Annotated in this window: 9 protein-coding genes; all 9 read right to left on the bottom strand. The window is 42.0% G+C overall.

The genetic code is table 11. The features are described from left to right. Position 1: 1 nt before the first annotated feature. Positions 2–361: a hypothetical protein gene (locus tag MZO41_RS00590; RefSeq protein WP_062689601.1), complete on the bottom strand. Its 360-nt coding sequence runs from the start codon at positions 359–361 to the stop codon at positions 2–4. Beyond that, positions 345–506: a hypothetical protein gene (locus MZO41_RS00585; protein WP_171030852.1), complete on the bottom strand. Its 162-nt coding sequence runs from the start codon at positions 504–506 to the stop codon at positions 345–347. Before MZO41_RS00585 ends, MZO41_RS00590 begins: the two co-directional genes overlap by 17 nt. Positions 507–509: 3 nt before the next feature. Beyond that, positions 510–752 (bottom strand): hypothetical protein, encoded by a 243-nt coding sequence (locus tag MZO41_RS00580; protein WP_062689603.1) that lies wholly within the window; start codon positions 750–752, stop codon positions 510–512. Continuing rightward, positions 745–3000: a hypothetical protein gene (locus MZO41_RS00575; RefSeq protein WP_062689605.1), complete on the bottom strand. Its 2256-nt coding sequence runs from the start codon at positions 2998–3000 to the stop codon at positions 745–747. Before MZO41_RS00575 ends, MZO41_RS00580 begins: the two co-directional genes overlap by 8 nt. 16 nt (positions 3001–3016) lie before the next feature. After that, positions 3017–5431, bottom strand: coding sequence for a phage tail spike protein (locus MZO41_RS00570; protein WP_063205951.1), 2415 nt, complete (start codon positions 5429–5431; stop codon positions 3017–3019). Positions 5432–5495: 64 nt separating this feature from the next. Then, positions 5496–7274: a phage tail domain-containing protein gene (locus tag MZO41_RS00565; RefSeq protein WP_062689609.1), complete on the bottom strand. Its 1779-nt coding sequence runs from the start codon at positions 7272–7274 to the stop codon at positions 5496–5498. Between the two features lie 71 nt (positions 7275–7345). Continuing rightward, positions 7346–12568, bottom strand: a complete 5223-nt coding sequence (locus tag MZO41_RS00560) for a phage tail tip lysozyme (protein WP_252129634.1) — start codon at positions 12566–12568, stop codon at positions 7346–7348. A gap of 12 nt (positions 12569–12580) precedes the next feature. After that, positions 12581–12772: a hypothetical protein gene (locus MZO41_RS00555; RefSeq protein WP_016058335.1), complete on the bottom strand. Its 192-nt coding sequence runs from the start codon at positions 12770–12772 to the stop codon at positions 12581–12583. Further along, a complete protein-coding gene (locus MZO41_RS00550) occupies positions 12769–13152 on the bottom strand; it encodes a hypothetical protein (protein ID WP_016058334.1) in 384 nt (127 codons plus the stop codon). Before MZO41_RS00550 ends, MZO41_RS00555 begins: the two co-directional genes overlap by 4 nt. Between the last annotated feature and the right edge of the window lie 144 nt (positions 13153–13296).

Below are 13296 nucleotides of genomic sequence, written 5' to 3'. Positions count from 1 at the left end.
CCTACTCAAGACTGCTGTTTACTTGGAACTGTAATGTTGACTCACTCGGGTATATTGACGTTCCAGTAGTGTCAACCACCCATACTTCTAGCTGATATTCTCCCGCTGTTAGGCCAGTCATTAAATCCGACGTTAAGGCTAGTACAATTTGACCAGTTGTCGGGTCTGTTAAACTAGTTGGGTCAACTGTGACTGATTTAAGGTAGCCACTAGCATTACCCAATTTAACAGTAATTGAAGTGGCATTAGTTAAATCGGTGCTCACATTATCATTGCCACAAATTAACGTAAAGCTAGTTGTGGTATCGCCAATTTTAACAGTCTGTGGTGAAGTATCGGTAAAACTAAGCGTCTTCGCCATCTTTAGGTGCCTCCTTCTCAGCCAACTTGGCATTAAGCTGGTCAATTTGAACTTGAGCCATCGCTAATTGCTGGTCTTTAACGGCAATTGCTTGGGCATAGTTACTCGTTAGCTTGTTAATTAAAGCTTGTGCATCGATATTCATAATTTAATCCTCCTGTGTGGTGGTTGTCGTAGTAGTGGTAACTGGCTTTAAAGCAGTCAGACTATCAATCAGCGTGTTTAACACCTTTAATTTAACGTTATCAATGCCACCTACAATGGCGGTGTTAAAGTCGTCCATGGTAATGCTGACCTGTGAGCTAATCGCTAGTGTATTAATCTGAATGCTGATCGTCATAATGTTGTTCGTGTAATCTGGTTTATAATTCGTGATTAAAATGCTATCCATTTAATTTGGCCTCCAATTCTAATAAATGCCCGTTTAATTGGTCAATTTGCTTTTGTTGTTCCTGTACCGTGGCTAGGGTGGCATTTAATAGCACACTGTCATCCACTCCATTTAACTTGCCATCTTCATCACGACTAATAAATACGTCCGGTAATTGCCACTGCTTAGTATCATTCACATCATCAACAATGCTAGATAGCCTAATATGGCTGGTATTATCGTCAGTTTTGTACTGATAAGTGGCTAGGTCGATTGCATTAATTAGCTGTGCCCAATAGGCGGTATCAGCCTTTTGAACATCCTGCTTAACACTCAATAAAGACGATTTAACTAAGCTAGTATAGTGAACGGCACCAGCATAGATGTCAGCGGCACCACCTTTCCCCATTGCAAAGTGAATAGCGCCATTATCAGCACTGGTAAACGTATGACCAGTGTTAATGTGGAAGTTACCAATATCCAACTCTCTATTAAACTGAATGACGTTAGAACCAGCCGTGTCAGTACCAAAGTTCGCGATATCAGATCCGGAAAAATTGGTAACTCGCCACCAAGTAGAAGCTTGGTCTGCAATGATATTGCCATAACTGTTAAACGTAATGCCCGTCCCATTCATTTGAAGACCACTAAAATGAATAGACTGTGTACTCCCCCAAAGATGGAGGCCATTTAATGGGCTTATAACAACTTGACCAGTTAATTGGCTTCCAGAAACGGATTGCGAGAATGACATATCCTTGCCATTCGTAAATCCGGAGTTTAAAGAAATCGTATCACCACTAAAATTACCGTCATAAGCTTCATATTGGCTACCAGAAGCATTTATCGCGCGATACATGGTTCTTAGTCCGCCACCACTCATCTCTGTTCTCAAAGCGTCCATTGAGTTAAAAAATGTCGTGGAAGTCTTCCCACTTGACTCAATGGTGAACGGATAGAAGTTACTCGTATTGTTGGAATTACTAATGATGTCGCCACCATGGAACGTTGTCCCATTTATAGTTGAACCATTAATCGTACTAGTATTGATTGTTGGTGAGGTTAATGTGCCACCAATAAGCGTCATGTTCTTAGCCGTTATCGCACCATTTTTGTCTACTGTGAACGTTCCGTTATTGGTACTAAACGTGTTGGCGACAATGTTAACACCTTTTAACGAGCCAGCAGTAACGTCGCCTAAATTGGCACTTAAAGCTGATAGTTTATCAACGTCTAGCCGGTCAGTGCTCATTGTTCCTGTTGTAATGTTTGATGCGTTGATATTTTCACCAGTAATCGTATTAAAGTCAATTGAACCAGCCGTTAAATGGTTAGCACTAATGTTGCTCATTTTAGCGTCAGTGATAGCGGCATCTGCTATCTGTGCTGTGCCTACAGCTAATGACCCTATCTTGGCATTAGTAATTGCACCATCACCTATTTGGGCGGCGCCCACGGCTAGGTTAGCAATCTTGGCACTATTAACAGCCGCATTACCAATCTGGGCATTGGTGATTGCACCGTTGGCTATTTCAGCTGTTCCAATAACTCCTTTATCAATAGCTGTGTCTGTCGTGATATGGACTATCGAGCCATCCTTAACACCTGCACTTAACGTCTGATAATCGGCACTTGCTTGACTTGCACTTACTGCTGCTTGACTACCAGTTAGTACAGCATTAGAAGCTGCTTGACTAGCACTATTAGCAATACTGGTAGCATTATTACCAGCACTTTGTGCTACCGCAGCCGCACTATAAGCTTGTGAAGCCACCTGACTAGCGCTATTACCAGTTGACGTTGCCTGACTAGCCACGATAGCCGCACCAGAAGCCGCTTGACTAGCTACCGATACACTAGACTGCATGTTATCAATGTCAGTGTTAAAGCTATCACTTAAGGCGGTCTGTACGTTGCTTAGAGCCGTATTGTAGGCATCTGTAAGGGCCTCGTAACTATCTCGGTCAACGTCACTAGCTTTAGTCGTATCCGTTAAGATGGCTGTCATAAAGGTGTTCAAGTTAGTGTAGGCTGTCGTTAAATCAGTCGTACTAACATTGGCCTCTTTAGCCCGGGCTAGCACTACATTATACTGGCTAGTTAACCCGGAATACTGTGAAGCCTCTGTCTGCTTTTCAATGACACTCATTAAATTGGGGTCATTTAAATTGGCAACTCCACTAGCCGCATTATCAGCCGTATTTTGCGCGTTGATAATCTTAATGCCATCATCGGTTAATATAACCTGAGTTGCGTTAGATTCAGCCATCTAATTCACCTCCCTTCTAATCGGCCGTGCTATCATTTTCATTGATTGTCCCTTTATCAATCGTGCTAGCTGCCGATCGTTTCGTAATGGGTATTGTGTACACCTTTTCCTTTTCAGCTGAATAGGGGTCAATTTCTAGTACCCGCGTGTTAAAGGTCACTAACAAGTACGCCTGTGAATCCTGATAAAAGACGTTACAAGTTTCCACTTCACGGCTTTCATCGGTCAGGTTGGGCATTACCATATCATTGTCAAAGTAAGCTTCAAATTCGGCCCCTTTATGCACAACATTTAAGGCCCACACTTTATGGGGATCATCGGTTGTTTCAGCTTCACCGCCACCGGCCGCAAAATAGAAGTATGGGAAGTCTAGGCATTCAGATTGGTAAGTGTTCTGGTTAAAATCAATCCCATAATTGGTGATATTAAAGTTGTATAGCACGTTATAGTTGCCTGCTAACAGGTCACTAGCGTTAAGAATGTCAGTGGAGCCATCAGAATAGCCAATTGAGACCATATCATGTTGACGGTCGTAGTTAATTCGGCCGTAACCTTTAAGCGCCATAACCTGTTGTACTCGACTATCGGTAGGCTGTAACGTTACCCCGGCCACATATGGAAAACGTACCAGAATGTAATTACCATCATTCTTTAAGCTCACAATCGTCCAAATATAAGGTGTACCATTAACCTCCTGTACCCCAAATGTACCACCATGTTGGCCATGAATTTGCAACATCACCGACTGCACAGCAAACTTGCTATCCTGCAAAGCGAACATAACATCTTTAGAACCACTAGAATCACGAGCACGACTAGTTAGGTACTGCCCATTGTTTAAACGTGCCATGTATTGAGTGGCTGAGTGCGCCCCATTATCATCAGGCCCATAGACGCCTAAATAGCTGATATTAGTGGTGTCTAGCTTAATCTCGGGGTCATCTTGAATATAGTCAGCTTCAATTGTCCCGTGTAAGGTACCCACAGCGTTACTAGCCGCATTAATTAAGTAGCCGGTTTTTTGGTAGCTGGTGTCAACCGTGCCATCAGTGTTATAACGGCGCCAAATAAAGCCCTTGCTATCAATGTAGGCTGAAATATTAGTGCTACCTTCCCAAGCTTGTAAAATCAACCGTTTAGTCTGGGTAGTATCCGTGAAGTTGTTACCGTCAGGCGTTAAAGCGACTGGTTTAATCGAACTAGCATCGGCCTTAGCTTCTTCAACCGCCTTACTGAGTGCGTTCTGGTACTGTTCCATCCATGCCGGCGTGGCTACTTGAACAGTTGTATACTCGCCAAAACCAACCGTGTTGCCATACGGGTTAGCAAAGCTGATTGTCCGTTGAATAACGCGACCGCTAGCGTCTAATACGGGCTCAATTAATTCATCTTTAAACCTAATTGTGGCACCTAATGGTGGATTAAAGTTGGGTGTTACATTCACCTCATAATACGTTCTAGGGTGGTTATACAGCTTAAGCATGTCTTTAGCCCATGACTTTAAACCGGCTGAGTTACTAATCTGATTAGCAGTAACAATGGCTTCATAGTACAGGCCAGCTTGCCAATCCGGGTTATATTTCTGGTTGGCCTCATCATCAACGATATAGGGCTTACCATCATTGACCACTGCAATCGTGCTACCATTAGCCCCATAAGGAATCAGCTTAGTCACAGGTGTTGATACCGTTGTCCGTTTAATACTAGTCATGTTTTTACCGAATACCGCCTCGTTATAAACCACATCATTGTTCAGCTGGTCGGCAATGACACATACCTTTTTCGTGATGTTTCCTTGGCTATCAATCTCAACATATGGGTCAATTTCAACATCATACGTTTGAATGAGTGTCTGAATCAGCGTACTAGCTTTAGTCTTGCCGTCAATGGTAATAGATGGTGTCATTACATTAGTGGTCTGGTAGTCTAGCGTCCAACCAGTGGCATTAAAACACTCATTAAAGGCTGTCTGAATCGAACTAGCACTAGCTGTAGTGGCTACCGGATAATGATGAGCTAAACTGTACAAGCATAGGTTGGTAAAGTTAGCCGTTGTGACGTGTTTAACAGCAGCGGTATTGCTCTCTTCCGCACTGTATATGCGCATGACGTACCAATGACCTGATAGCTCGTCATAATAGGCAAGATTGTTACCAGCCACCACTTTATCTGAATCAGGCTGGCCTTGAAGCACGTCTAGTTGGCCTTGATGATCAAACTTTTTAGATTGGGCATTTAGGTTAACTGTGCCATCAAACGTGTCATTAGTACCCACATTAACGTCATCATCATAGCTGGTGCTAGTTGTGTCTGAATCAGCTAGTTGAATCTTGACGCTGTCATTAGAGAACTTAGTGGCCCCATCAACGGTCAGGGTACCAATCCGCTTTAAATTCGAATCTAGGATTAAATACTGATTATTTAAAGCCATCTGTTAACCTCCTTATTTTAGTTATGTAAAAAGGCCACCCTTAACGGAAGCCTTTAAAGTGTTGCTATAGTAATCTGGGTAGATATTTAAGCGTGATTTGCGCGTCATCTAAGTCACCAATCATCGTTAGGCTATTAACCCCCGGACTAAGCTTAGGATAGTCCGTTGACCAAATGGGGCTAGCTAGCTTACCGCCAACCGTGGTGCTATCAGTCTCACAATTTAAGACGATCTCTTGACCAGCACTAGCAATATATTTAGGTGCGTCCTGAGCCACGTCATTAACTTGGTAAATGTCTAGGTGAGTGATTGATAGATAAGGGTTTTCATAGCCCACATTTTCGTCATCTTCGGCAATCGAGTGCTTAAAGAACACCCCACCGATACCACCTAAAGCCGATTGATAATTTGAATTAGTGTCAACGAACGTCCCGTGCACGATTAGGAACCGTTTAGGGTCGGTACAAGGCTGGCCGGAATGACTACCACTCGTGTAGTATTGCGTGATTGACCAGCTAAACACCTTACCATTTTTGATTAGGTCTAATTGAAGCCAACTAGTGCTTAGTGCTGACTTTTCTTCTTTGTTAACCACTGTCATATAATTAGTGACCGTCTCTTTAACCGACTTAGTAGTAACCTTGCCAGTTTTCTTATTTTTTGACTTCTTAGTGACCGTCTTAGTTGTAGTGCCAGTCTTAATTTTAATCTTCTGGTCACGGCCATTGCTAGAACTACCTGAGGGGCCTTTACCATTGTAGAAAGTCTCATGTTTACCGTCACCCCCGGCAAAAGTGCCACCCGGCTTGGTAATTTGTAGATAGCAAGTTGGGGTACCACCTGAACTAGAATCAGCTAGACCAAAGCGACCAATCGTTGCCCCATTCGGGTCTAATAGCAGGACTTCTACACGCCCCATCGCTCGTCCATTATGGGTACCTGAGTGCTTAATGTGATGGATTCTAGTGGTGACTCGATAGTTAGTTAGGCTGTTAGTCATACCGGTAAAGCGAACACCGGGGCCATACCAGTCTGGTTGATGGCTACCATATTGTTTAACCCCATTGGCTAGCTTGACCATTAACACTTGGGTATCTCGGTTGCTATCAGCTTCACCTTGATAAATGTAGTCACCAGCAGTCTTCATCTGAGCAATCGCATTGGCATCATTAGTCCACTCAGCCATGGTATTTAATACATCACTGTTCACGACCTGCGTATAAGGCTGTACTGCCACCGCTTGGTCTTCATCGCTATCAGGTCCCAGTCCATATTCACCACCGTTTAAGGTAAAGCCAATGTGCTTTAAATCCCGCTTAGGTACGACCTGAATAACTGGCTCCGTTCTAGCGGTGCCATCAACAGTGATTGTATTTAAACCGTTCTTTAAGGGTGTTTCAACCTGTGGCAGGGTTGCCCGTGGGTCTGATTGCACAAAGGTAATCGTTAGTGTAGCGTCCCACGCCCCCTGGTTAATGAACTGTGGATCGCTAATCGCAGTAATATGCCCCCAGTAAGTCACTTTGGGTTCAAAGCCAAATACTAGTGGGTACTCTTTACCATTATCACTTGGATCATCACTTAGCAATAAGCCGCTCAAATTATGCATAATCTGATTGTATTTGTCCTGACTGCCACGAGCGATAATAGTTATTGGAATACTGATTGTCCGACTAGTATAGTCCATACCATTAAATTGATTACCATACATGGCGGGGATATCGGTTGCTTGTTCGGCCATGGCTGGTGCACTTGGCAGTATTACTGCTCCCATAACGGCTTGCAAATCATCGCGGCTATTTAAGCCAGCATATTCAAAATCATTTTTGTTCAAAACAGACAATTATATCGCCATCCTTGTTTAATTTTAACTATGTAAAAAAGAGCCTTCTAAGGCTCTTCAATATATTAATACTAATACCCCATCATTTGACTATATTGTGACGTCTTCTTGGTATTTGACCTGACAGCATTAACCACGTCAGAGTTGGCAACAACTGCTTTAACATCTCCTTGGCCAGTGACCAAAGCATCTAGTGAAGCTATAACCCGCTGTTTGAATGCTTCGTCGGAATCAATCTGGTCGTTACCGGTATTTATCACATTAGCGCCATCTTGAGCTCCGAACTTAGCCATTATCTGTTGCATAATTTGGTAAGCCCTTGAACGCTTAGATAAGTCCATCGGAACTATGGCTTCTGGCAAGTTGCCTTCAAACAATTTGTAAACGCCCGCTTTGTTTCCGAAACCACCATTCTCAAATCCTTTAATATAGCGATAAACAGCTGACGCCTGACTTTCACGAAGCCCACCGGTGCCGTTCATAGCACCGCCTGATTCCCACGTTGCAAAGAATTTATATGCGGCTTCTGTTGGATTGGTCATACGTAGAACAGATTTTAACAAACTACTCTCACCGGGCTCGTTAAGAGCGTAATTAATTTGGCCAGCAGCTGAGTCCCATGCATATCCATGTTTTCTAAGCCAGCTTCTTAATGCTGTTTCACGAGTGAACGTCCATTGCCCCAACCCAGTACCATGATCAAGTGGATCAATGGCAGTAGGGGTCAAGTTTGATTCGATAACCCAATTTCCTAGAACACCGGCAATACCACCATTATTTGAAGCGGGATAGCCATGTTTAAATGCTCTAGCCAATTCTCGTGCACGGGAAGCAACACTACCGGACAGCTTAATGTTGCCAACTCCTCCACCGAAGTTGTCAGCTAAATCAGAAATAGCTTTCGCAAATCCCTTTAAAGCTCGGTCAACTAGTCCTTTGCCTAAATCATGACCGATTGAACCGACTCCTGGAGTTTTGGTTGGATCAAATGTCTTTAAAGCCATTGACTTTAAAGTTTTCAATGGGTGAGTTATCTTAGACAATGCATCCATTGCTTTATCACTAACGCTGTCGAAGATAGAAGTAGCACCGCTCTTAATTTTCTTTAAAAACGACGCGATATCAATAGTGCCTTTAGCATAGCCAGGAAGCGTATGTCCTAGGCCACCGTTAAAAAGCTTAGCAGTATCACCAGCATTAAGAATCTGATCACCAGGTTTAACATTAACCACTTCAGCACCATTCATACCCAGAAATGACACTTTCCCATTGTCTCTATCAATTTTAGCCTCGACACCGCCTTCACCAACTAAAGCTCTAGCAGTGCCAACAATACCGCCGGAAGCATGGGCTTCTATGCTTACTGGATTATATCCTGATTGATAAGCGCCAACATTGATTGGTTTAATACCAAATCCTTTAACTAGATTACTAAAGAAACTAGTAATGTTTTTCCAAATACTATGAATACCGGAGCCTTGCTTATCGGCAGCTTTCATGGAGCCGTTGGCTTGCTTAACAGCATGCCCCAAAACACCTTTTGACTGTGAATTGGCCTGATCAACTACCGAACTGTTTTGATCCTTAGCATGTTTAACAACTTGTGATCTTTGCTTATCTGCGTCATCAGTAGTGTGCTTGTACTGACGATCCGCATGTTGTTCAGTTTTGTTTTCCTGCTCTAAAGCGTTGTCAATTGACTTTTGTTTTTGGTCCTTAGCTTTACTAATAATAGCTGCACGTTGCTTCTCGGCATACTTAGAATTACCAGAATATTGATTTTTAGCAGCATCAACTGTTTTACTATACTGGCTCTTTGCTTGGCTGATTGCCTCGCTAGCTTGTCTTTCAGCTGCTTTTATAACCTTATTGTGTTGCTTTTCAGCCGCAGAAACACGATCTTTGTATTCTTGGTCTGCCAGTGAAACTGTCTTTTTGTACTCTTTATTCGACTGTGAAATAGCATCATTTGCTTGTTCACGAGTGATTTTTCCCTTGCTCTTGGAAAGATTTCTCAAAATATCATTCTGCTTATTAGCAGCTGACTTTATCTTTCCCGTTAAAGTTGTGTGTAAACGGGCTTCTTGTGCAGTAGTTTCCGTTGCACTTTTAATCCGTAGTTTATCAAGAGCGGCTGACTTTTTGTTTTCTTCAGCCTTAATAGCTGCTTTCTTTTTAGACATGTCTTTCTGAACAATAATCGAGTTGGCACCAAACCGTCGTTCGTCAGATGCTATTTTAGCATCCCAGCTAGAACTAGTTTTTCTCTCGCTAGCATTCCATTTACTAATGATACTTGCTTTTTGCTGCGCATAATACTTCGCAATAGCATTGCGATCAGAAGCTGACATTTTTTCAAAACGATTTGTCTCACTATCATTCTTTTTAATTGAAGCTAATTGCTTTTTATACTCCGCATCGGTTAGCATACCCGCTTTATGAAGTACGTTCACATCATTTAAATCTTGCTTCTGCTTTTTAGAATAATAGGAACTATACGCCTTACCTAGATCACTCAGTGAGTGCTTAGTAGACTCTGTCTTAATCTCGGGAGCTTCAATGGTCTTCCCTTTTAGCGCATCACTAATTCTTTTAACAATCGTATTTGCAGTTTTAGTACCACCAACACCATCACCAATGCTTGCTCCTAACATTGCTCCCGCAGCTGTTCCTGCTCCCGGGATAACACTTCCAAGGGCTGCACCAATGCCGCCCCCAATAAGTGTTCCAGCTGTTTTACCAGTTGCTTTATATTTATCAGACGCCTTACCGGAGCTAACTGCTTTCGCAATGCTACTACCAGCGTCCCAAGCAGTCATGGCTAATCCAGCACCATTGATAATCCTTGTACCAATTGTTCCTCCTAGCAATGACCATTTACTGCTTTTAGAAATTTTTTCAGTATTTTCCGCTTCAACTGATATAGAGCTTAAATCAGCGCCTATATTCCCATCCTTTCTACCTTTAACTCTCCGATAACCAGTTCCAATATTTTCTTCACTGGCCGTACTTAGTTCAGCATTAGTTTTAAGAACCGCGTTTTGTTCTTCTAAAGCTTTAGTTTCTTGTTTAATCCCTAGAACTTTTTCAGCCCAGCTAACAGTATCACTGATTTTTTTAAAAGTTGACAGAACTGAACTAGTCTCTTTGACGGCTTTACTTGTTAACCACCATGCTGCTCCAAATTTTGCAATGGTTTCTGTGTGCCCGCCAACCATACTGAGTAATGGCTTTAAAAGTGCATTGGTTATTTTAAGCGATTCAATTAACGTTTCAAAGCCCAGGCCACCCAAGTTTTTGACAGTTTTGAAGAAATTAACAATTTCCGGAGCATTTTTGGCAATAGAGTCAGAAGCTTTGGTGACACCCTTGGCCAAGTTATCCATTGCATCATTCATTGCTTTTGGTTCCGACTTGACATCAAAAGCTTTAGCAAAGGCTTTAGTAATCGTGCTAATACCTTTTTCTGCCGCTACACCTACCTTATTAAACTCCTTGTCAGTCCGTTTATCAGATACCCATTTTGAAACTGCGCCATAGATTGGATTTTGAGCGGTTAAAATCGGCTTTTCAATGTCACCGATTAAAGCTGGAACACGCGCTTTGATCGTACGTTCCATACCAACCATCGTATGTAACATGTTGTCGGCGGCTTTATCGTATTTTCCGGATCCAAGTTGATTAAACGTATTTTCAATATCTTTAGCAGATATTTTTCCTTCTTTAGCCATCTCACTCAAATCAGCAACTGTTACCTTACTACTTTTGTGAGTCTTTTGGGCGTTTGTCTCTTGTTGAGCAGCATATTGCGAGTTAACCTTAATAGCTTGCTTAATTTCTGCATTAGTCACTTTGTGCCCACTTGCAATTTGCTTGCTAAAAACTGTAAATTGCTGGGCACTGACAATACCTTTTTGACGATATGTTTCTAGGTCAGATAAACTATTATTTGTTCCATAATGCATTCCTTCAAACATCAAGGTCATTTTTTTGTTATAGGCACTTACGGCTTTAGCAGCACCTTTACCTGTTGAAGCAGCCGTATCACCCGTCTTTTTTAATCCAGATTCATACTTGGCCAATTGTTCACGGAACATCGGGAAATACTGGCTAATTTGGTTTAACATACCAGCATTGGCTTTTCCCCGTGACAGGCCGTTAACCATGTCTTGTGTAACTGCTTGTATCTGTTGTTTATCTAATCCAACCGCATCCGACATGTTTAGCATGGATTTGGTTAATTCATCTGATTCTTTTTTATTGGAATGTAAGTGATAAAAGCCTTGCTCTAGTTCATTAACAACATCTACGGCTTGACCGGTCTTAACAGATAAGTCGTTGATTGTTTTAACCATTGCGTTAGATTTGCCAACAGCGCCAGTTAAAGTCAACCAGGTGGCCGTCATCTTTTGCTGCTCTTTTTCATATTCCATACCAGCGCTAATAGCTTCGTGAATATGTGAAGTAATTGATTGAAAAGCGCTCGTAATACCACTGGCAACTAAATGAGCACCCAGAATTTTGCCAAATAAATGATTGGCCTTATCTGCGTGCTCGTTTACTCTATTTAGCTGGCTAATGACTGACGTTAATCCTGACTGTGGTTTTTTGCTTAATTGCTCATCAAGCTCTTTCATCTTAACCCGAGTTTGGGCAATTTTAGTACCTAATTCGTTCACCCTAATCTGTTGTTCTTTGAACTCTTTAGAACTGTTACCACTAGCACTCGCAATCTTATTAAGTATGCTTTGCTCAGCCTCTAGTTGCTTGTTAAGCTCATTATAAGACTGATGTAACCCGCTAGCCTTAACTTTGTTGGCTTCAAACTCGTGGCCTTCGGCTTTTAGTTTGGCTACATATGAGTCTGTTACTTTGGCTGATATTTCGGTTGCATCTTTTAATTGTAAGACACCACTTTTTTGCAGATCAAGTGACTTCTGTGCTCGTTCTTGTTGCCCCTCTAAACTGGCGATTGAGCGTTTTGCAGCGTTAATCTGATTTTCATATTTAACATAAGCTTCTCGGCCTTTTTGAGTGGTTTGGTCTAATCCGTTTTGCTCCCTTTTGAGACGCTCAATTACTAATCGTTGTGCTTCAATAGCTCGGCCAGCATCTTTGACTTTACCCGCATAAGCCGCCATAATACCTTCACCCGAACGGATTTCAGCAAAGTTAGCTTGCATACTAGATTTTAGTAATTTCGCTTCATTCTTTAATTCGCTTAACTTGCGAGTCATGCCACCATCGTCCATGTTAATTGCGAATTCGTAGCCTTGAATTTTCTCTGTTGCCATACTTTGCCTCCTTTACAATGCACCAATTTGACGTGCTAATTCGAGCGGATCTTGAACACGGTCTTTACGTGACTTGGCATTCAATGCTGTTTGCATTTCACTAAATGAGCTTTGATAAAAGTCACTAGGCAATATGCCTTGTGAAATCAATTGATTAGCGATGTAATCAATATCCTGAATAAAATTATCAAGTTGCCAAATCATTCTGGCTTTGGCAATTTTGGGTCTTCTTCCTCTTCCTGATCGCTGCTGTTGCCTACAGATGGTAATTCTACTCCCAAGAATTGTTTTAAACAGTCATTAAAGAAGTCGTATTCGTCGCTAACCGAAAATTCCATGGACATGACACGTTTCTTTTGCGAAGCATTTAGTTCCAATAAATCACAGGTCGTTTCAGCCACAACCTTTGCAAGCTTAGGTGTTAATTCGACTACACCTGTAATGCTGTCCTCAGTTTCTTCAGTAGTCTTGATGAACTTCTTATATGCTTCGGCCATTTTTTCAACATTTTGACCACTATCAATCAACGTATACTGCGTGCCCGTCCCAATTTTCTTGCCATCAAATTTAACTGATTTTGCCATTATTTATATGCCCCTTTGTGTATTGTTTATTATCATTTATTGTGAACCCGTGCTTAGAATGCGCTTCTCAGCATGTTTAAAAGCCGCCCCTAGCGGTATTGTGGATTTATTTTAGGCGACCATAATTATCATTTATTACTGGTT

Origin of the sequence: Lactiplantibacillus sp. C232, assembly GCF_023806725.1 — a bacterium.
GTDB lineage: Bacteria > Bacillota > Bacilli > Lactobacillales > Lactobacillaceae > Lactiplantibacillus > Lactiplantibacillus plantarum.
This window is presented reverse-complemented; position numbering and strand designations above follow the sequence as displayed.